This window comes from Microbacterium sp. NPDC056736, from assembly GCF_042790415.1.
Lineage (GTDB): Bacteria > Actinomycetota > Actinomycetes > Actinomycetales > Microbacteriaceae > Microbacterium.
Window position 1 is genome coordinate 780,899 of the sequence record NZ_JBHTZE010000001.1, and the last position, 19,074, is coordinate 799,972.

The window sequence follows — 19,074 nt, forward strand, 5'->3', positions numbered from 1 at the left end:
CGACCGGCCCGGAGGATTGCAGTGGAACGCAGCCTGATCCACGCCATCACCCCCGGCGACCACTTCTCGCCGCTGACCGGGTCGGCCATCCCGACGGTGGTGCACGGGCTGGCCGGCGCGGCGCTGCAGGCCGGCGCGCCGCGACACCGGGTCGTCGTGGACCGCTCGACGTGGCATCCGCGCTACGACAGCGCGTATGTGATCGAGTACACCGGCGCGCGCGCCCCCGACCGCCGCGCGCGGTACGCGGATGCGCTGCGCGGACGCCTCGGGATGCCGCGCACCGCTGTCGCCGCGTACTACCGACCGATCGCCGACGCCGTGGGGGCGCAGCCGGCGTCGGTCGTCCTCGCGCACAACGCCCCCATCCTCGTGCGGCTGCTGCGCGACACGCCGCACCGGGTGGTGCTCTACGCGCACAACGACCTGCTGCGCACGTACTCGCGCCGTGAGGCGGGGCGGATGCTGGGCTCCGCCGCGGCGATCGTGTGCGTGAGCGAGTCGCTCGCCGACCGTACCCGCGAGCGTCTGCCTCGCGCGCTGCACGGGCTCGTCCACGTCATCGGCAACGGCGTCGACACGGCGCAGTTCCAGCCCGACGGAGTCCGGCACGAGGGGGCTGTCCGCGTCATGTTCATGGGCCGCGTGATCCCCGACAAGGGCGCCGACGTCCTCCTGCAGGCGGTGCAGCGGCTGGACGCCGCGGGCCTCGAGGTGGTGATCGTCGGACGACCGGGGTTCGCGGCGGATGCCCCGCTCAGCGACCACGAGCGGGAGCTCCGCCGGCTCGCCGAGGCGTCCGCCGCCGCGGTGCGCTTCCAGACCTTCGTGCCCCGCGCGGAGCTTCCCGCCCTGCTGCGCACCGCGGACGTCTTCGTGGTCCCGTCCCGCTGGCCCGACCCGTCGCCGCTCACGGTCGGTGAGGCGCTCGCGACGGGTCTGCCGGTCATCGCCAGCCGCATCGGCGGCATCCCCGAGGCGATGGGGAATGCCGGGATCCTCGTCCCGCCCGACGATCCGGCGGCGCTCGCCGACGCGCTGCGCGGGCTGATCGGCGACGACGCGCGGCGGGCGGCGTTGGCCGAGGCGGCGCGCGCGCGCGCCGAGGAGCGCGACTGGTCGTGGTCGTGGCGGCAGCTGGAGGCCGTGCTCGATCAGATCTGACGGCGTCGCAGCCGACCGGGCGTCAGCGCGGCGGCATCCGGTCGATCACGGCGCGCATGGCCGCAGCGCGGTCGTCCCAATCCGGGGCATCCCCCTCCGCCCCGTCGGGGAACCGGCTCGTCGCGGGCATCAGCGACGCGACCGCGGACGGGAAGGCGGATGCCTCCGCCAGCCGCACCCGCGGATCGGCGGCATCCCGGAACCCGGCCACCGGCGTGGCGACGACCGGGCGGCCGACCGCCGCGTACTCGTACAGCTTGATGGGGTCGAGGCTGTCGGTGAACGGGCTGACGACGTGCGGCACCAGCAGCACGTCGGCGTGCTGCAGATAGGCGACGACGTCCTCCCGCCGGCGCGGGCCGAGGAGCAGCACACCGGCGGCGCGCAGCCGTGCGGCGTCGGACGGCTCCAGGGCGTCGGGGCCGACCAGCACGACGCTGCCGCGGCCAGCGACGAGTCGCGCGGTCGCCACGCACACGTCGAGGTCGAGCCGGTCGCGGTGGAGCGTGCCGACGTAGACCGCAGCGACGGCCGGGAGGTCGCTCGGTCGCGGCCGCGGCACGCGGTAGGCGGCGACGTCGACGGCGTTCGGGATGAGGTCGATGCCGACCCGTGCCGATGCCTTGCGTCGCACCAGCTCCTCCGAGCACGCGACGACCGCGGCGGCGTTGCGCAGCAGCCACTCCTCGCCGCGGCGGATGCGGTCCAGCTCCGCCCCCGGCCGGTCGGCGGCCAGCCAGTCGTCGGTCAGGTCGTAGAGCGTCGGCCAGCCGGTCGCCCGGGCGAGGTCGGCGGCGCGCGGATCGTTGAGCCACAGCAGCGGGCGCCGCATCCCCGCCTTCCCGGCGGCCCGGTGCACGGTGCGCGCGAGGCGCTGATCGGCGCGCCGGTCCAGTCGTCGCGGCAGCGCCTTCAGAGGTCGCACGCGCAGCAGGCGCCCGTCGTAGCCGGCCGCGCGGGGGCCGAACGGGCGCGAGGGCCGGCGCCGCGACGCGAGGTCGTGGAGGGGATCCGCGGGCGGCTCGACGAACAGCACGCGCAGTGCGGGGTCACCGTCGAGCAGGCGCGAGACCAGGTGCTGGTTGCGGCGCCACACCTCGTCCCATGCTTCCAGCGACACCACCACGAGGTCGGTCATCGGCGCTGCCGCCGCTCCGCGTCGCCGCCGCCCCGCCGCGCGGCGATCGCGCGACGGTACACGGCATCCGTGCCGGAGAGCTGCGCGCCGATCGAGAACTCGGCGCGCTGCCGCTCGCGTCCGGCGGCACCCAAGGCCGCCCGCGCGGCCTCGTCGTCGGCGAGGTCACGCAGCGACCGCGCCGCGGCGGCGATGTCGTCCGGCGGGAACAGCGCGCGCGGATCGAGACCTGCGAGGATCTCGGAATGCCCGCCCGCGTCCGCGGCCACCGCGGGAAGCCCCGTCGCCATCGCCTCCAGCAGTGACAGCCCGAGGCCTTCGACCGGACAGGGGGCCAGGAACAGCCCGGCCCGCCGATAGAGCTGTGCGACGTCGTCCCGGAATCCCAGGAGGTCGACCGCACCGTCCACGCCGAGCGACGCCGCATCCTCCTCGAGCAGCGCCAGCTCCGGTCCCGCGCCGGCGATCTGCAGGCGCCACCCGTCGTCCGCCAGGCCCGACGCGGCGAAGGCCGCGAGGCCGATCCGCGTGCGCTTCTCGGGCTGCAGCCGCTGCGCCATGAGGACCGTGCGGGATCGCGTGGCGTCAGCCGGCGACGCGACATCCGCGACACCCGAGTGCACCACGGTGCTCGGGATCCCGATCGAGCGCGCGACGGCCTCGCTGATCGCGATCTCGGCGTCGATGCGGCGTTCGATCGCCGGATACACCGGCCGGGGGGCGCGACTGCCGCGTCGCCGCGTGAAGTGGCGGGTCGCGACGAGGGCAGCATCCCGGCCGAGGAGGGCTGTCGCGGCGGCGGCATCCGCCGCGGTCATGTGCGTCGCGACGACATCGGCGCCCCGCGCGCTGCGGCGGATGAGGAGGATGTCGCGGATGCCGCTTCCCGACGCCGTGAAGCCGACGCCCGCGGCGTGCAGCGCGAGGGCCATCTGCGCGGGGTCGCCCCCGATCACCGCGACGCGATGCCCGGCGCCGGCCTGGGCGATCGCGAGGCGCCGCACGAACTGCTCCACGCCGGCGAAGCTGCGGGTGCGCACCACGTGGAGGATCTGCAGCGGGCGGTCGGTCATCGCGCCGCCTCGGCATCCCGCTCGGCGCGCACGTCCTCGAGCAGTGCGACGTACCGCTCCGCGATCGCGCGCCAGCCGAACGGCTCGGCACTGCGGCGGGCGGCCGCCGTGAAGCTCCCCGGCTCGGCGGCGGCCACCTGCTCCAGCCGCCGCGCGAGTTCGAGCGGATCCCGGTCGACGAGCCAGCCGTTTCGGCCGTCCTCGACGACTTCGGGCGCGATCCCCACGCGTGTCGCGACGACCGGCAGGCCGCTGGCGAGCGCCTCGAGGAACACCAGGCCGCTCGACTCGTACGAGCTGGGGAGCACGAACAGATCCGCGGCGGCGAGGTACGGCGCGAGGTTGGACTGCTGGCCGAGCAGCAGAACGCGGTCGGCCACCCCCAGCTCGTCCGCCTCGCGCTGGGCCCGCGCGACCATCGAGCGGGTGCCGCCGACGACGAGCAGCAGCACGGTCGTGGCGTGCACGAGCGCCTCCATCGCCAGCCGGAGGCCCTTGCGCTCGAACTCGTGCCCGACGAACAGCGCCACACGGTGCTCGGCGTCCAGCCGGAGCCGCTCGCGGGCGGCCCGGCGCTCCTGCGGGGTCGGCGGACGGAACCGCTCCAGATCCACGCCGTTGGGGATCACGACGGTGCGGGGGCGCACCCGCCCGAACGTGCGGGTGAGGGTCGAGACCTCGTCCTCGGTCAGGCACACGACCACGCGATGGGTGTCCGAGCGCAGCCGCGCGCGGTCGCGGACGAAGCTGAACAGGTGGGTGGGGTCGCGCACGAAGCCGCCGATCCCCGATCCGTGGGCGTGCATGGCGGCGAGCAGGATGCCGTGGTTGACGTAGACGTCGCCCGCGACCACCTTGCTGTGGCAGAGCGAGACGGCGTCGGGGCGCGCGGCGAGGAACGCCCGCGCCCTGCGGGTGCCGACCGTGCTGAACCAGAGCGTGCGCCACGACTGCAGCGCCCGAGCGCTCCAGCGCCCCCGGGCGCGGAACGGATCCGGTCTGCCGCGGCGGGCGGTGGCGAACGTGAAGCTCTCGACCTGATGGCCGAGCGTCCGGAACTGGCGGTCGAGATTGTGAGCGACCCCCGGAACGCCCGCTCCCGGCCCGATGAAGGGCGCGAGCTGGACGATGTGGACCACGCTTCACTGTACCGACGGCCCCCGCGCCGTGCGACGTCGCGGATGGGGCCGGTTGTAGTCTCAGGGCGGGGTTCGGTTCGAAGGGGAACGGCATGGCGGACGCGACCGTGCAGGGGCACATCCTCCCGGATGAGAGTCAGGCGCTCACCGGGTTCCGCTCGGCGACCCTCGAGAGCGGCGGATCACCGTTCACGCTGTGGTTCCGCGAGCTCGACGGCCGGCCGCTCGACGCGCGTCTGGCGGACGTGTACGTGCTGGGCTCGCTCCCGCACTGGATGGCCCGCGGCGGTGCGGTGCACGTGCACGGCGCGGTGAGCCGGACGCTGCTGAGCAACCTCGACGAGTGGCAGGCGGCGATGCACTCCTGGCTGCCCGACGTGTACGACACGGTCACCTTCACGGTCGACGAGGTGGTGGACGCCGAGCCGGATCGCTCCGCGCGCGCCATCGCCGCCTACTCCGGCGGCCTGGACTCCTCATGCACCGCGATCCGGCACACGCGCGGCCTGGCCGGGTGGCGCACCGAGCCGCTGGGCGCGCTGCTGCTCGTTCACGGGTTCGACGTCGCGCTGGACCGGGCCGCCGAGTTCGAGGGGGCGAGCCTTCGAGCCGGCCGCGCCGCGGAGGCGCTGGGACTGGAGCTGCGCACCGTCTCGACGAATCTGCGCGACCTCGGCCAGGACTGGGAGATGGTGCACGGCCTGGCGATCGCGGCCGCCCTGCAGCTCTTCGCCCCGGAGTTCGGCGTCGGGCTCATCGGCAGCAGCGCGCCGTACTTCCGCCTGGTGGTCCCGTGGGGGTCGAATCCGGTGACCGATCAGTTCCTGTCGTCGGGCACGATGCGGATCTCTCACGACGGAGCGGCGCTGAGCCGCACCGCCAAGGCGAAGGTGGTCGCCACCGAGCCGGACGTCCTGGCCCTGCTGCGGGTGTGCTGGCAGGGAGAGCGGCTGTCGCGCAACTGCGGACGCTGCGAGAAGTGTGTGCGGACGTACTAGGCCCTCCACATCGCCGGCGTCCGGCGGCCGGCCTGCTTCGACGAGCCCTTCTCGATGCCGCCGACCCGGGTGCGGATGCCGTCGCACAACATGTCGTACTGGCGCGAGATGCTCCGGCTGGCCCGGCTCGAGGGCGACGACGAGGCGATCCGCTACATCCTCACGCTGCTGCGGTACCAGCGCGCGCGACGCGCGCTGCGCAGCATCAGGCCGCTGCGGGCGGTCGCCGTGCGGGCCCGTCGGCGGCCGGGCCTGGCGAACCGGCTGTTCAGATGACGGATGCCGCGCCGAGGCCGGCCTCGACGCGGATGGGGCCGCGCCGGAAGGTCGCGGCCCGTCGCCGGGCGGCCGCACGGCGATCGCCGCGCAGCGCGATCGATCGCACCATCGCCCCGAGCCAGATCGCGGCCCTCGCCGCCTGCCAGCCGACCGGGCCGAAGTGCTTGCGGTAGAACCGTTCCTGCGAGGCGAAGAAGTGCGCCTCGCGACGCCGGGGGTCCGTGCTCGTCGCGGCGCCCGCATGCACCGCGCGCACCTCGTCGACGAGGGCGTGCCGCCAGCCGAGCAGGTGCGCGCGGTAGGCCCAGTCGGTCTCCTCCGCGTACAGGAAGAACCGCTCGTCGAATCCGCCGACCTGATCCAGCGCCTCCGCGCGCAGCAGCAGCACCGAGCCGATCACGTAGCGCGCCCCGCGCTGCCGCCTTCCCAGCCCGGCCGCTTCCAGCCACGCGTTGAGCGGGGTGGGGAACGGCCACGCGACCCGGGCGGGGCGACCACGCTCATCCGTCTGCGCCGGCGCCACCGACGCGAGGCCGGCGTCGGCCGCCAGACCGGCGTGCAGCGCGGCGATCGCGTCCGCCGAGATGACGGCATCCGGATTCAGCAGCAGCATGTCCGCTCCCGCCACCATCCGGTCGCCGAGCGCGACGTTCACACCCGCCGCGAACCCTCCGTTGCGACCGGGATCGAGGTAGCGCACGCCGAGCTCGCCGCACAGCGCCGCGATCTCGGGCAGCGACGAGTTGTCGACCACGGTGACGGGAAGATCGCGCACCGGCTCCAGCGCCCTGCGGAGGAGGTCCGGGGCGCCATAGGCGACCACCGCGATCTCGAGCGCGCGCGGCGCACGAGCGCCGCCGCCGGGCGCTGGACGGGCGCCGCGGCGGGTGATGCTGTCGTAGAGGTCGGCGTAGGCGCCGGCCACGGCATCCCACGAGCACTCCGCAGCACGCGTCAGCCCGGCCGCCCGGAGCTCGGGCGCGCGTGCGGTCGCCGCCTCGACGAGGGCGCTCGCGAGAGCGGCCGCGTCGCCCGCGGGAACCACGAGCCCCGCCCCGCCGACGACCTCGGGGAGGGCGCCGGCGTCGCTCGAGACGACAGGGACTCCCGAGGCCATCGCCTCGACGGCGACGCGGCCGAACTGCTCGGTCCAGCCGGGACTCGGGAGGGACGGAACCGCCAGCACGTCCAGCCCGGTGTAGAAGTCCGGGACGGACTCGGGGTCGAGCGGGCCGAGGAGTTCGACGCGCTCGCCGAGGCCCCGGGCGGCGGCGTCGGCGCCGAGCTGCTCCGCGAGCGGACCGGCACCGGCGATCCGCAGCCGCAGCCGGGGGTCGTGCGTCGCGGCGTCGAGCAGGACGTGCAGGCCCTTCTCGGGCACGAGACGACCGAGGAACCCGACCGTGACCGGCTCGTCCGTGGGCGGCGCCGACGGGCGCGGGGTATAGCGGTCGAGGTCGACGCCGAGCGGGATCACCCTGGCGCGGCCCGCGAATCCCTTGCCCTCCGCGATGCGTGCCGCCGCCGCGTTGCACGCCGAGATGCCGCTCGCATGCCGCAGCGCGTATCTCTCCAGCCAGCGGAACGGCGGCGGGTAGCGCTTCAGGATGTTCTGGGCGGTGTAGAGCACCACCGGTGCCTTGTTGCGCCGCAGCCACCGCAGCAGCAGCACCTCTGCCGTCGCGAGCGCGAAGGGCTCCTCGTGCACGTCGATGACGTCGTACTCCTCGGCCAGCGCCCGCCACAGCGGACGCGGGTCGTAGACGAAGAGCGCCGGATGCCGCCCCCAGGTGTCGACCGGGACCGCATGCTCGTCGGCTCCGGCGGTGAGCTGCGTCTCGGCGCCGCCGGCATGCCATCGCCGCGCGCTCAGCAGCGTCACCGTCATGCCGAGGGCGCGCAGGCCGCGCTCCCGGCCGCGCCAGTCGGCGACGGCGGCGCTGTGCGAGATTCGCAGGACGCGCACGGAAGGCCTCCTAGTATGCTTGCCCAGGCAACCCTATGTCCGGATGCTTCTGGACCGGGATAGTGAGGTGCCCGATTGGCCGATGACTTCGTCGTACTGGCGGTCTGCGCAGGAAACCTCCATCGTTCGCCCCTCGCCGAGGCGCTTCTGCGGCGCTGGGCGACGTGGTACCTGCCGTCGCCGCTGGCGCCGCACGTCCGCGCCATGAGCGCGGGGGTCGTCGCCCCGGCCGGGGTCCCCATGGGCGAGCGGGCCCAGCGGATCGCCGCGGCGCTGGGCGCTGACGGCTCGAGCCATACCGCCCGGCGTCTCACGGACGCCGACCTCAGAGGGGCCGACCTGATCCTCACGGCGTCGCGGCGCCTGCGCGACACCGTCCTGCAGCGGGAGCCCTCGGCGGCGCGCCGCACGTTCACGATGCGCGAGGCGGGCCGGATCGCGGCATCCCTCGATCCGGCGTCCCCCTCCTCGGTGCAGGACCTGCGCGACGCGGTGGGGCGCCTCGCCGACCACCGCTCACCCGGCGACGACGACATCGTCGATCCCGAAGGCCGTGGCGACGAGGCGTACGCCGCGATGGTCGCGCAGGAGGTGCCCGCGCTGGCGCGGCTGGCGCACCTGCTCTACGGGATGCCGGCCGGCGACGTCGAGCGGTATGCCGCCGTCGCGACGACCGGAGAGGGGATGCCCTTCGCACCGGCCCCTCCCGCGACGAGGGACCCGGCCGCCCCGTGACCGCTCTGCGGGTGCTGCACCTCGATCACACCGCGGCGGCGGGCGGCGCCGAGCTGGCGCTGGTGCGCATGCTGTCGGCCCGGCCGGGCTGGCGGCCGTTCGTGCTCACGCCGCCCACCGACGGCTCTGTCTTCGATCCGCTGGACGGGGTGGTCGCGCGTGGGAGGAGCGGCATCCGGCAGCCGGCGGGTGCCTCCTCCGGGCGGACGGGCGCGATCCTCGGTGCCGCCTGGCGCCTGATCGTCCAGGCCGCCGCGACCCGCACCCACCGCGCCTTCCGCGGCGCCGACCTGGTCGATGCCAACAGCGCCCGGGCGGCGGCGTACGGAGCGCTGGCGGTGCGGGGCTCGCGCACGCCGTTCGTCGTGCACCTGCGCGACACGGTCGATCCCACCGCGCTCGGCGGCGTCGGCTTCCGGCTGATGAGCCGCCTGGTGCTGCCGCGTGCCGACGGCGTGATCGCCAACTCGCGGCTGACGCTGCGGACGGCGTCGCCGTTCCTGCGCGAGGGCACCGGCACCGCCGTCATCCCGAGCGCCTCGGGGCTGCGCGCCGCGTCGGCGTCCGCGGACGGGCGCGAGCCCGGCCCGCTCCGCATCGGGATGCTGGCGCGCATCGACCCGTGGAAGGGGCAGGCGCTGCTGATCGAGGCGTTCGCCGCCGCCTTCCCCGACGACGCCGTCCTCGAGATCGCCGGCTCCGCACCGTTCGGGCACGAGCGGTACGCCGCGGAGCTTCGCGGACAGGCGGAGCGTCTCGGCGTCGACGATCGCGTCGAGCTGCTCGGCCACGTCGACGCGGTGGACGCCCTGCTCGCGCGCTGGGACATCGCGGTGCAGTACTCCACGCGCCCCGAGCCCCTCGGCCAGAACGTGCTGCAGTACCTGGCCGCCGGGAAGGCCGTGGTGGTGGCGGACGAGGGAGGACCCGTGGAGTGGGTCGACGACGGCGTCAACGGGCTGCGGGTGCGTCCTCGCGACCCTGCTGCGCTCGCGGCGGCGCTGCGCCGTCTCGCCGACGAGCCCGAGCTCCGCGACCGCCTGCGCGCCGCCGCCGGGGCGACCGCGGGCCTGCTGACCGACGCCGATGTCGCGGCCGCTCACGCGCGGTTCTACGCAGAGGTCGTACGCCGGCGCGAAGAGGGTGCGGGCCGTCGCCGCACCCGGTTGCCGCGCGAGTAGCATCAGCGTGTGATCGCTGCCCTCGCCGCCACCCTTCCTGTGATCCTCGCCGGCGTGCTCGTGGCCAGCGCCGTGGCGAAGCTGCGCGCGCCCGACGACCTGGTGGGCTGGGCCGAACTGGGCGTGCCGAAGGCGTTCCGCAGACAGTGGCTGCTCTCGTTCCATCCGTGGGGTGAGATCGCGCTCGGCGCCGCGCTCGCACTGCTCGGGGGGTGGCTGGGCCTCCTCGCCGCCATCGTGGCCGTCGTCCTGATGGCCGCCTATCTGTGGCTGGTGGTGCAGGCGAAGGGCCGTTCCGACGACGCGTCCTGCGCGTGCTTCGGCTCGCGACGCCGGATCACCCGGGTCACGATCATCCGCAACAGCTGGCTGCTGGCGCTCGCGCTCGCCACCGCCGCCGTCATCTGGACGGCACCTCTGCTGGGCGGGGCGCTCGCGCTCGCCGTCTCGGGCTGGTGGGGCACCCTGATCGCCGCGGCCGCGGCGGCGGTGACCGCCGCGCTCGTGCTCTGGCCCGACGCACCCCAGGCCGAGCCGACCTCGCCCGCGGCAGAGCCGGCAGCCGCCGAACAGGTCGACGCCGGCGGCGAACTGGACTACATCCGCACCCGCACGCCCGCCGTACCCGTCTCGCTCGCCGACGGCACCCGCGTCAACCTCCGCGAGCTGACGCGCACGAAGCCCATGCTGATGCTGGCAGTCTCGTCCACGTGCGGCTCGTGCAGCGTCGTGATCGAGCAGGCGCCCGATTACCGCACGCTGCTGCCCGAGCTCGACGTCCGCCTCATGTTCACCCACCCGCACGACAGCGGACGCCTGAGCGAGCTCACCGAGCCGCAGTCTCTGCACGACCCCGAGCACTTCATCAGCGGCTCGATCGAGGACTGGAGAGTGCCCTCGGCGGTGCTGTTCGGAATCGACGGCCTGCTGGCGGGCGGTCCCGTCACGGGGGTGCGCGAGATCGAGGACTTCGTCGACGACGTGTACGAGAGCCTCCACGGCGTACGGCCGTCTCGATCCCACATCGCGTGAGCATCGCGCGGCGGCGGCCCTCGTCCCGCGGGGACGTTCATGGCATCCTGGCGTGAGACGACCGGCCGGGTCGCGACACTGTCACCAGTGACGGGTGCTGCGGTCGCGGCATCCGTCCCGTCGAAAGGTGCGCCCATGATCCGCCGTCTTGCTTCCGTCGCAGGCATGACACTCCTCGCCGCGGGGCTCCTCGCCGGGTGCGCGAGCACCGCCGGCACCGAATCCCCCGAGCCGGACGAGACGGTGCCCGCCGACAGCGAGGAGATCGAGGTCGAGGCCGCCTGGCTGGACGGCGGCCGCATGATCGGCATCGTGACGGAGGGCTCCTCGACCTGTGTGCCCTCCGCCGGCGAGGTGAGCTACGACAACGGCGTCCTCCAGGTCGAGCTCGTCGAGGCTCCCGCCGACACCGCGTGCACGAGCGACCTCGTGGCGCGGGCGACCGTCGTGGGACTGCCCGAGGGCATCGACACCACGCGCGAGCTCGAGGTGTTCGTCACCGGCGACGGCTACCACGGCGAGGCCGAGCTCGACCCGGTCCCCGGCCTCGATCAGAGCGGCGAGACCGACTACCTCCCTTCGGCAGGATGGACCGACAAGGACGGGCAGTTCGTCATCCTCACGTGGGGGTCGTCGACCTGCGTGCCGGCGATCGAGAACGTCGAGGGCTCCGGTCAGGAGGTCACCGTCACGTTCATGACGCCGCCCGAGGACCAGGCGTGCACCATGGACATGGCCCCGCGCGCGGTGGTGGTGCAGGTCGAAGGGGTCGACGACGACGCCGAGGTCACCGCGATCCTCACCGGCGGCGAGTTCGACGACGTGCGCGTCCCGATCGTCGGCCACGACTGATAGTGCGCGATTGCGGATGCCGCGGCCCGCGGCATCCGCAATCCACTCAGTCCGTCCGCACCAGCAGCTCGCCGATCTCGCAGTCCAGCGCGCGGCAGATGGCCGACAGCGTCGAGTAGCGGATGGCGCGGGCGCGGTCGTTCTTGAGGACCGACAGGTTCACGACCGACACCCCGACCAGCTCCGAGAGCCGGGTGAGGGTCATGCCGCGCTCCTCGAGCAGCTCGTCGAGCCGGCAGTGGACCCCGGTGGGCTCGTCGTCTTCGGCCGGGCTCACACGAGGCCTTCGGTCTCGCGCTGCAGGCGCTCGCCGATCTGGAAGGCAGCGCCGATCGCCGCGAGCGCGAGCATGCCGAACAGCGGCGCGAAGTCGGTGGAGAAGGTCACGCCGTCGTACGTGTAGTCGCTCACGGCAGACAGCGCGCCGTTCACCGTCATCGTGGTGAGCATCGAGCCGACGAACCAGCCCACGGCGAGGATGCCGGTGCCCAGGAAGATGAGGCGCGCGGTGCCGCGCTCGAAGGCGCGGCCGCGCGCGAGGCGCAGGCAGAACAGCGCGCCGACCACGATGCCGGCGATGATGGCGAGCGCGATGACGATCGGCTCGGCCCACAGCGCGAAGAGGGTGGCCGCCGCCGGCTCCGCGACCGTGACGGTCGCCTGCTCGACGGCGACCTGCACCGGCGCTCCGTCGGGGCCGATGGGAAGGTCGGCGGTCTCGCCCAGGAACGGGACGAGCACGGGGATGTCGGTCCCGCGCGCCACCTCCGCCAGCCGGGCGATCGCGTGCCAGGCCGTGAAGCCGATCGCGACCGCCCCGATGGCGACGGAGAGGTAGATCCCGACGCGATCGCTCCTGGTGGGCATCCTGGTGTCCGTCATCTCGATCGTTCTCCCATGCTCATATCGATAAACGTTGTTATCGAAAAACGATACGGTATGTGCGCCGCTCGCCGCAACCGGCGAGCCGGCACGGGCGCCGGCGGGGCGTGCGCTATGCCCACGGCGAACACGGCCATCCCGTCCGGGCCCGCTGGCTACCCTCGATGTAAGGCGCAGTAGGTCACACCGACCCGAGGCGTCCCGGAGGAGTGAACGATGTTCGAGAGATTCACCGACCGTGCCCGTCGTGTGGTCGTCCTCGCCCAGGAAGAGGCGAAGATGCTGAACCACAACTACATCGGCACCGAGCACATCCTGCTCGGTCTCATCCACGAGGGCGAGGGCGTCGCCGCCAAGGCCCTCGAGAGCCTCGGCATCTCGCTCGACGCCGTCCGCGAGCAGGTCCAGGACATCATCGGCCAGGGGCAGCAGCAGCCGACCGGTCACATCCCCTTCACTCCGCGCGCCAAGAAGGTGCTCGAGCTGTCGCTGCGCGAGGCGCTGCAGCTGGGCCACAACTACATCGGCACCGAGCACATCCTCCTGGGGCTCATCCGCGAGGGCGAGGGCGTCGCCGCCCAGGTGCTCGTCAAGCTCGGCGCAGACCTCAACAAGGTGCGCCAGCAGGTCATCCAGCTGCTCTCGGGCTACCAGGGCAAGGAGCCCGCCGGCGTCGCCTCCGGCGCGGGCGAGCAGACCCAGGGCACCACCCAGGGCGGCTCGCAGGTGCTCGACCAGTTCGGCCGCAACCTCACGCAGGCCGCGCGCGACAACAAGCTCGACCCGGTCATCGGGCGCGAGAAGGAGATCGAGCGCGTCATGCAGATCCTGTCGCGCCGCTCCAAGAACAACCCCGTCCTCATCGGCGAGCCCGGCGTCGGAAAGACGGCGGTCGTCGAGGGCCTCGCCCAGGCCATCGTCAAGGGCGACGTTCCCGAGACGCTGAAAGACAAGCAGGTCTACTCACTCGACCTCGGCTCGCTCATCGCCGGCTCGCGGTACCGCGGTGACTTCGAGGAGCGCCTCAAGAAGGTCACGAAAGAGATCCGCACCCGCGGCGACATCATCGTCTTCATCGACGAGATCCACACGCTCGTGGGTGCCGGTGCCGCCGAGGGCGCGATCGACGCCGCGTCGATCCTGAAGCCGCTCCTCGCGCGCGGCGAGCTGCAGACGATCGGCGCGACCACCCTCGACGAGTACCGCAAGCACTTCGAGAAGGATGCCGCGCTGGAGCGCCGCTTCCAGCCGATCCAGGTCGCCGAGCCGAGCCTGCCCCACGCGATCAACATCCTGAAGGGGCTGCGCGACCGCTACGAGGCGCACCACAAGGTGCAGATCACCGACGGCGCGATCGTCGCGGCGGCGAACCTCGCCGACCGCTACATCTCGGACCGCTTCCTGCCCGACAAGGCGATCGACCTGATCGACGAGGCCGGCGCCCGCCTGCGCCTGTCGATCCTGTCCAGCCCGCCCGAGCTGCGCGAGTTCGACGACAAGATCGCCAACGTGCGCCAGCAGAAGGAGCAGGCGTCCGAGGATCAGGACTTCGAGAAGGCCGCGTCGCTGCGCGACGAGGAGAAGTCGCTCCTCGCCGAGCGTCTGCGCCTCGAGAAGCAGTGGCGCTCGGGCGACGTCGCCTCGCACGCCGTCGTCGACGAGGGCCTGATCGCCGAGGTGCTCGCCCAGGCCACCGGCATCCCGGTCTTCAAGCTGACCGAGGAGGAGTCCAGCAGGCTCGTCTTCATGGAGAAGGCGCTGCACCAGCGCGTCATCGGCCAGGAGGAGGCGATCGCCGCCCTCTCGAAGACGATCCGCCGCCAGCGCGCGGGCCTCAAGGACCCCAAGCGTCCGTCGGGCTCGTTCATCTTCGCCGGCCCCACGGGCGTCGGAAAGACCGAGCTGGCCAAGGCGCTCGCCGAGTTCCTCTTCGACGACGAGCACGCGCTCATCTCGCTCGACATGTCGGAGTTCGGTGAGAAGCACACCGTCTCGCGCCTGTTCGGTGCCCCTCCCGGCTTCGTCGGATTCGAGGAGGGCGGCCAGCTCACCGAGAAGGTGCGCCGCAAGCCGTTCTCGGTCGTGCTCTTCGACGAGATCGAGAAGGCCCACCCCGACATCTTCAACTCGCTGCTGCAGATCCTCGAGGAGGGTCGCCTGACCGACGGTCAGGGCCGCGTCATCGACTTCAAGAACACGGTGATCATCATGACGACGAACCTCGGTTCGTCGGCGATCGCCGGAGGCCCGGTGGGCTTCCAGGTCGAGGGCGACACGGGCACGACGTACGACCGGATGAAGGGCAAGGTCAACGAGGAGCTCAAGCGCAACTTCAAGCCCGAGTTCCTCAACCGCGTCGATGACATCATCGTCTTCCCGCAGCTGAACAAGGACGAGCTCCGCCAGATCGTGGGCCTGTTCACCAAGCGTCTCGGCGAGCGCCTGCTCGACCGCGACATGACGGTGGAGCTGACGGATGCCGCGAAGGACAAGCTGATCGACATCGGCTTCGACCCCGCGCTCGGCGCCCGGCCGCTGCGTCGCGCGATGCAGCGCGAGGTCGAGGACCGCCTGTCGGAGAAGATCCTGCACGGCGAGCTCAACCCCGGCGATCACGTGAAGGTCGATGCCGAGAACGGCGAGTTCGTCTTCGAGCACGGCCCCCGCGGCGAGAAGGTGGCGGTGGGCGTCGTGCACAACGGCGAGATCACCGCGACCCCCGATCTGGCCGCCAACGCCTAGGGCGGTCGCCGAGCCGGGACACGCAGTCGAAGAGCGGATGCCTCACTCCGAGGCATCCGCTCTTCGCATTCCCGGCCCGCCCCTCGCTCCACGCACCGGTCCCGGCCCTACGCTGGACGGATGAGCGAGTTCACGGTGCGGCCCGCGCGCACGCCGGACATCCGCCGCATCCAGGCGCTCCTCGAGCCGTTCGTGCAGCGGCGCATCCTGCTCGGCAAGGACCTCGTCGTGCTCTACGAGGCGACCCAGCAGTTCCTCGTCGCCGAGGATGCGCAGGGCGAGCTGATCGGCTGCGGCGCCCTGCATGTGATGTGGGAGGACCTCGGCGAGGTGCGCACCCTGATCGTCGCCGACGGGTGGCTGCGGCACGGGGTGGGACGCGCGCTCGTGGAGGGCCTGGAGGAGAACGCGCGCGCGCTCGGGCTGTCGCGGCTGTTCTGCCTGACGTTCGAGGTGGACTTCTTCACACGGCGCGGCTTCGAGCCGATCGGCGAGCAGGTCGTCGACCCCGACGTGTACTCGCAGCTCATCCGCTCGCCCGACGAAGGCGTCGCGGAGTTCCTGGACCTCGCGCACGTCAAGCCGAACACCCTGGGCAACACGCGCATGATCAAGCGCCTCTGACCCGCGGGCGACGCGCGCGCCGGCGGCTGCGCCCTGCCGGGTGGCGCGACCCGGGGCGCGCCGACCGGCGATGACGCCGCCCGGAGTTAGCCTGTCATCATGACCGGCACCACTCCGCGCCGCCGCCATTCTCCGGCGGTCTATCGTCGCCGGCGATTGGTGCTGCTCGTCGGGCTCCTCGTCGTCGTAGGCGTCGTGTGGCTGCTGATCGCCCAGCCCTGGCGCGGATCGGCCGAGGAGTCGGCCGCCGACGGGGATCGCGCGTCGTCGCAGAACTCGGCGGACTCGCTGCCGGTGCCGTCGCCGGGGGAGACCCCGGGCCCGTCCGAGACGGGCGCCGTCGAAGGTGCAGTCGTCGAGGGTGCGACGCCGGGCGCGACGCCTGCCGCGCAGCCCTGCGTCGCCGGCGAGATCACCGTGGAGCCGGTCACCTCCGCCGACGCGTTCACCGGCGACCAGAAGCCGCAGTTCTCCATCGAACTCACCAACAACGGCCCCGACTGCACGCTCAACGTCGGCACCAGCGCGCAGTCCTTCACGGTCACCAGCGGCGACGACGTCTGGTGGCGCTCGACGGACTGCCAGAGCGAGCCCAGCGACATGATCGTGCTCGTCGCCGCGGGGCAGACGGTGTCCAGTGCGGCGCCGCTGGAGTGGGATCGCACCCGCTCCGCCGTGGGCACGTGCGGCGACACGACCCGGCCGGTCGCGCCGGGCGGCGGCGCGTCGTACCACCTGTCGGTCGAGATCGGCGGCGTCGCGTCGACGGAGCCGAAGCAGTTCCTGCTGTACTGAGCGCGTCCTGAGCTGCCGGGCGCGGCCGCGGCATCCGCTGTCACCGGCCCGCCTCGGGCTCTTGGTCGCCGGCGCTGTCCACGGCGCTGGCCCAGACCCAGCAGCGGTATTCCTCGCCTGAGATCCGGAAGCGGATGGCGATCGCGCGCGGCGTCCACATGCAGGCCTCCGCGTCGACCTGGATCGGCGTCCGGCCGAACCGCACCCACGCTTTGACGCGCTTGGGCTTCGGATCGGTGGTGCACGGCAGATCGTCCAGTTGCAGCTCGAGCCGCGAGAGCGTCTCGAGCGGACCGCCGGCCGCGATGCGCTGCAGGATCCTCTCGTCCATCAGCCGGTCGTAGTGGTCGGCGTATCGCCTGTTCGTGCCCACCCGCCGGCTCCCTCCTCCGGCCTCCTTCCACTCTATCGAGATTCGAAAATGTGTTCTATTCTCTTAATCCATGACGACCACGCGTATCGAACATGACGTAACCATATGGATGGCCGACGACATCCCCGCGCGCATGTTCTACGCGGGTCGCCGGTGGCGTGTGAGCGATGCGCCGACGCGGCTCCGCGAGTCGATCTGGGCCATGCCGCTGGAGCGCGGGCGCAGCATGTACGGCTGGCGGTTCCAGGCGACCAGCGACGACGGCGACGTGGTGGTGTTCGACGTCTATCGCGACGGCGAGGACTGGCACATCCACCACACGTACACGTGAGAAGGCGCAGACAGCGCGAAGCGGGGCTCCCCCAGGACGCCCCGCTCCGCTTCCCCACGCCAGGGTGTCAGCCGAACACCTAGGGCTTGTCGCCGAACACCTCGGACTCCATGGCGTCGTACCCCTCCGCCTGGGGGTCCCAGTGCTTGCCGCCGGAGAGGGCGTACTCCTCCTCCGGAGAGAGCACGAGACGGTGGCGGAAGTACAGGGCGAATCCGACGAGGATCACGACGTACACGATGGCGATCGCGACGATGGCGGGCCGGGCCGGCTCGTTGATGAAGAAGCCGAAGAAGATGAGCACCGACACGGCGCCGGCGATGACGGCGCCGGGGATGCCCCACGGACTGCGGTAGGGACGGTGGGCGTCGGGGTACTTGCGGCGCAGGATCACGTACGACGCCATCTGCAGCGCGTAGGCGATGACCGCTCCCCAGATCGCGATGTTCAGCACGATCGCTCCTGCCACCCCGCCGGTGCCGCCGAGCGAGTCGACGAGCACGAGGGCGATGAAGCCGATCGCCGCACCGACCACCAGCGCGACCCACGGCGTCGCCCGCTTGCCGGTGAGCGACAGGAACTTCGGGTAGTAGCCGGCGCGCGACAGCGAGTACATGTTGCGGCCGTACGCGAACATGATGCCCTGCAGCGACGCGAGGAGCCCGATCAGGGCGAAGAGCGCCAGCACTGCGGCCAGCTCGTCGCCGACGATCGCGCGGAATCCGTCGAGCAGCGGCTCGCCGGCGCTGCCGGTCGCCTCCGCGCCCACGACCCCGGTGTTCAGGAACAGCACGAGCAGGCCGGTGATGATCAGAGTCGTGCGGGCGATGAAGCCGGCACGGGGGATGTCGCGCTCCGGGTTGTGCGACTCCTCGGCCGCGAGCGGCAGCTCCTCGATGCCGAGGAAGAACCACATCGCGTACGGCAGAGCGAAGAGGATGGGGATCACGCCGTGCGGCAGGAAGGCGCTCTGTCCGGGATCGGGTGCGATGTCGAAGAGCTTGTCCCAGCTGAACTGGCCCGAGAAGAGCGCCATCGCCGAGAACACCAGGATGATGGCGATCGAGATGATCGACACGACGATCGCGAACTTGAACGAGATCGCCGCGCCGGCGGCGTTCAGCGCGATGAAGGCCGTGTAGAGGATGATCCACCACACCCACGTCGGCATCGAGAAGTTCAGCAGCTCACTGGTGATGGCATCGGCGTAGGACGCCGAGAAGTACACGATGACCGCGGTCGTCGCGACGTACTCGATCGTCTCAGCCGCGCCGGTGACCAGGCCGCCCCACGGGCCCATCGCGGAGCGCGCGAACGAATACGCACCGCCGGTGTGCGGCATCGCGGCGGCCATCTCGCCGATCGAGAAGATCATGCCGTAGTACATGACGACGAGGATCGCGAAGGCGATGAGCATGCCGCCGAAGCCTGCGAAGCCGATGCCGAAGTTCCACCCCGAGAAGTCGCCCGAGATGACGGCGGCGACGGCGAGGCCCCACAGGCCCCAGACGCCGGCCGAGCGCTTCAGGGTGCGCTTCTGGAAATAGTCGTGACCTGCTCGCCTATAGGTCGCTCCTGCGACCTTCGACGAGCTTGCGGCGGCGGATGCCGGTGGCTTCGGGGTTGATGCACTGCTCGCTTGGGACATCGGTCCTCCAGTGATAGGCGAAGGGAGGCGCGCTCGGGTCGCGCGGCTTGCACTTGTCGCCGATTGTGGCGCTATTGGTGGGCTGTGTCTACCTTTGAATCCGATTTTCGTTAGAGTGAGCG

General features: G+C 72.2%; 19 protein-coding genes. 11 read left to right on the top strand and 8 right to left on the bottom strand.

The features are described 5' to 3' along the window. Nucleotides 1-21: 21 nt before the first annotated feature. Nucleotides 22-1,164 carry a glycosyltransferase family 4 protein gene (locus ACFRAL_RS03570; RefSeq protein ID WP_378879800.1) on the top strand — a complete coding sequence of 381 codons (1,143 nt, stop codon included), beginning with the start codon at nt 22-24 and terminating at the stop codon, nt 1,162-1,164. A 22-nt stretch (nt 1,165-1,186) separates the two neighbouring features. On the opposite strand, the gene ACFRAL_RS03575 is transcribed toward ACFRAL_RS03570, so the two are convergent. The 3 genes from ACFRAL_RS03575 to ACFRAL_RS03585 are packed head-to-tail and all read right to left on the bottom strand — an operon-like array spanning nt 1,187 to nt 4,514. Then, nucleotides 1,187-2,302: a glycosyltransferase gene (locus ACFRAL_RS03575; protein WP_378879802.1), complete on the bottom strand. Its 1,116-nt coding sequence runs from the start codon at nt 2,300-2,302 to the stop codon at nt 1,187-1,189. Next, nucleotides 2,299-3,375, bottom strand: a complete 1,077-nt coding sequence (locus ACFRAL_RS03580; RefSeq protein ID WP_378879805.1) for a glycosyltransferase family 4 protein — start codon at nt 3,373-3,375, stop codon at nt 2,299-2,301. Before ACFRAL_RS03580 ends, ACFRAL_RS03575 begins: the two co-directional genes overlap by 4 nt. Next, the gene (locus ACFRAL_RS03585; RefSeq protein ID WP_336393769.1) at nt 3,372-4,514 is read right to left on the bottom strand and encodes a glycosyltransferase family 4 protein; all 1,143 of its coding nucleotides are present in this window, start codon (nt 4,512-4,514) and stop codon (nt 3,372-3,374) included. The genes ACFRAL_RS03580 and ACFRAL_RS03585 overlap by 4 nt, the downstream gene beginning before the upstream one ends. 92 nt (nt 4,515-4,606) lie before the next feature. On the opposite strand from ACFRAL_RS03585, the gene ACFRAL_RS03590 reads away from it, so the two are divergent. Next, nucleotides 4,607-5,512 (top strand): hypothetical protein, encoded by a 906-nt coding sequence (locus ACFRAL_RS03590; protein ID WP_378879808.1) that lies wholly within the window; start codon nt 4,607-4,609, stop codon nt 5,510-5,512. 54 nt (nt 5,513-5,566) lie between these two features. Next, nucleotides 5,567-5,788 carry a hypothetical protein gene (locus ACFRAL_RS03595; protein ID WP_378879811.1) on the top strand — a complete coding sequence of 74 codons (222 nt, stop codon included), beginning with the start codon at nt 5,567-5,569 and terminating at the stop codon, nt 5,786-5,788. On the opposite strand, the gene ACFRAL_RS03600 is transcribed toward ACFRAL_RS03595, so the two are convergent. Further along, the gene (locus tag ACFRAL_RS03600) at nt 5,781-7,757 is read right to left on the bottom strand and encodes a glycosyltransferase (RefSeq protein ID WP_378879814.1); all 1,977 of its coding nucleotides are present in this window, start codon (nt 7,755-7,757) and stop codon (nt 5,781-5,783) included. The two genes, ACFRAL_RS03595 and ACFRAL_RS03600, sit on opposite strands and share 8 nt — an antisense overlap. A 75-nt stretch (nt 7,758-7,832) precedes the next feature. Here ACFRAL_RS03600 and ACFRAL_RS03605 point away from each other — a divergent pair, with 75 nt between their 5' ends. From ACFRAL_RS03605 to ACFRAL_RS03620, 4 genes are all read left to right on the top strand, one after another. Further along, on the top strand, nt 7,833-8,492 hold the full coding sequence (locus tag ACFRAL_RS03605; RefSeq protein ID WP_336393766.1) for a hypothetical protein: 660 nt from the start codon (nt 7,833-7,835) through the stop codon (nt 8,490-8,492). Beyond that, nucleotides 8,489-9,673 (top strand): glycosyltransferase family 4 protein, encoded by a 1,185-nt coding sequence (locus ACFRAL_RS03610; protein ID WP_378879817.1) that lies wholly within the window; start codon nt 8,489-8,491, stop codon nt 9,671-9,673. The genes ACFRAL_RS03605 and ACFRAL_RS03610 overlap by 4 nt, the downstream gene beginning before the upstream one ends. 9 nt (nt 9,674-9,682) lie before the next feature. After that, nucleotides 9,683-10,705 (top strand): MauE/DoxX family redox-associated membrane protein, encoded by a 1,023-nt coding sequence (locus ACFRAL_RS03615; protein WP_378879820.1) that lies wholly within the window; start codon nt 9,683-9,685, stop codon nt 10,703-10,705. A 165-nt stretch (nt 10,706-10,870) separates the two neighbouring features. After that, a complete protein-coding gene (locus ACFRAL_RS03620) occupies nt 10,871-11,557 on the top strand; it encodes a hypothetical protein (RefSeq protein WP_378879823.1) in 687 nt (228 codons plus the stop codon). A gap of 46 nt (nt 11,558-11,603) precedes the next feature. Here ACFRAL_RS03620 and ACFRAL_RS03625 read toward each other — a convergent pair whose 3' ends face one another. After that, nucleotides 11,604-11,834, bottom strand: coding sequence for a helix-turn-helix domain-containing protein (locus ACFRAL_RS03625; protein ID WP_378879826.1), 231 nt, complete (start codon nt 11,832-11,834; stop codon nt 11,604-11,606). Further along, a complete protein-coding gene (locus ACFRAL_RS03630) occupies nt 11,831-12,439 on the bottom strand; it encodes a hypothetical protein (protein ID WP_378879828.1) in 609 nt (202 codons plus the stop codon). Before ACFRAL_RS03630 ends, ACFRAL_RS03625 begins: the two co-directional genes overlap by 4 nt. Nucleotides 12,440-12,655: 216 nt before the next feature. Here ACFRAL_RS03630 and ACFRAL_RS03635 point away from each other — a divergent pair, with 216 nt between their 5' ends. The 3 genes from ACFRAL_RS03635 (at nt 12,656) to ACFRAL_RS03645 (ending at nt 16,600) form a co-directional block, all read left to right on the top strand. Further along, nucleotides 12,656-15,181 (top strand): ATP-dependent Clp protease ATP-binding subunit, encoded by a 2,526-nt coding sequence (locus ACFRAL_RS03635; protein WP_336393760.1) that lies wholly within the window; start codon nt 12,656-12,658, stop codon nt 15,179-15,181. Between the two features lie 120 nt (nt 15,182-15,301). Beyond that, nucleotides 15,302-15,805 carry an amino-acid N-acetyltransferase gene (locus tag ACFRAL_RS03640; RefSeq protein ID WP_336393759.1) on the top strand — a complete coding sequence of 168 codons (504 nt, stop codon included), beginning with the start codon at nt 15,302-15,304 and terminating at the stop codon, nt 15,803-15,805. A 99-nt stretch (nt 15,806-15,904) separates the two neighbouring features. Next, nucleotides 15,905-16,600, top strand: coding sequence for a hypothetical protein (locus ACFRAL_RS03645; RefSeq protein WP_378879831.1), 696 nt, complete (start codon nt 15,905-15,907; stop codon nt 16,598-16,600). 40 nt (nt 16,601-16,640) lie between these two features. Here ACFRAL_RS03645 and ACFRAL_RS03650 read toward each other — a convergent pair whose 3' ends face one another. Further along, a complete protein-coding gene (locus tag ACFRAL_RS03650) occupies nt 16,641-16,973 on the bottom strand; it encodes a hypothetical protein (RefSeq protein ID WP_378879834.1) in 333 nt (110 codons plus the stop codon). 109 nt (nt 16,974-17,082) lie between these two features. Between ACFRAL_RS03650 and ACFRAL_RS03655 the strand changes: the two genes are divergently transcribed. Then, entirely contained in the window at nt 17,083-17,304 is a 222-nt protein-coding gene (locus ACFRAL_RS03655; protein ID WP_336393756.1) for a hypothetical protein, read from the top strand. A 79-nt stretch (nt 17,305-17,383) separates the two neighbouring features. Here the strand turns inward: ACFRAL_RS03655 and ACFRAL_RS03660 are convergent, their stop codons facing one another. Further along, complete coding sequence (locus tag ACFRAL_RS03660; RefSeq protein ID WP_336393755.1) at nt 17,384-18,952, bottom strand: amino acid permease; 1,569 nt, start codon at nt 18,950-18,952, stop codon at nt 17,384-17,386. Nucleotides 18,953-19,074: the final 122 nt, after the last annotated feature.

Excerpts from the sequence above, each read along its gene's own strand:
- ACFRAL_RS03575 (WP_378879802.1), bottom strand. The coding sequence starts at position 2,302 with ATGACCGACCTCGTGGTGGTGTCGCTGGAAGCATGGGACGAGGTGTGG.
- ACFRAL_RS03580 (WP_378879805.1), bottom strand. The coding sequence starts at position 3,375 with ATGACCGACCGCCCGCTGCAGATCCTCCACGTGGTGCGCACCCGCAGC.
- ACFRAL_RS03590 (WP_378879808.1), top strand. The coding sequence starts at position 4,607 with ATGGCGGACGCGACCGTGCAGGGGCACATCCTCCCGGATGAGAGTCAG.
- ACFRAL_RS03595 (WP_378879811.1), top strand. The coding sequence starts at position 5,567 with ATGCCGCCGACCCGGGTGCGGATGCCGTCGCACAACATGTCGTACTGG.
- ACFRAL_RS03620 (WP_378879823.1), top strand. The coding sequence starts at position 10,871 with ATGACACTCCTCGCCGCGGGGCTCCTCGCCGGGTGCGCGAGCACCGCC.
- ACFRAL_RS03630 (WP_378879828.1), bottom strand. The coding sequence starts at position 12,439 with ATGACGGACACCAGGATGCCCACCAGGAGCGATCGCGTCGGGATCTAC.
- ACFRAL_RS03635 (WP_336393760.1), top strand. The coding sequence starts at position 12,656 with ATGTTCGAGAGATTCACCGACCGTGCCCGTCGTGTGGTCGTCCTCGCC.
- ACFRAL_RS03640 (WP_336393759.1), top strand. The coding sequence starts at position 15,302 with ATGAGCGAGTTCACGGTGCGGCCCGCGCGCACGCCGGACATCCGCCGC.
- ACFRAL_RS03645 (WP_378879831.1), top strand. The coding sequence starts at position 15,905 with ATGACCGGCACCACTCCGCGCCGCCGCCATTCTCCGGCGGTCTATCGT.
- ACFRAL_RS03655 (WP_336393756.1), top strand. The coding sequence starts at position 17,083 with ATGGCCGACGACATCCCCGCGCGCATGTTCTACGCGGGTCGCCGGTGG.
- ACFRAL_RS03660 (WP_336393755.1), bottom strand. The coding sequence starts at position 18,952 with ATGTCCCAAGCGAGCAGTGCATCAACCCCGAAGCCACCGGCATCCGCC.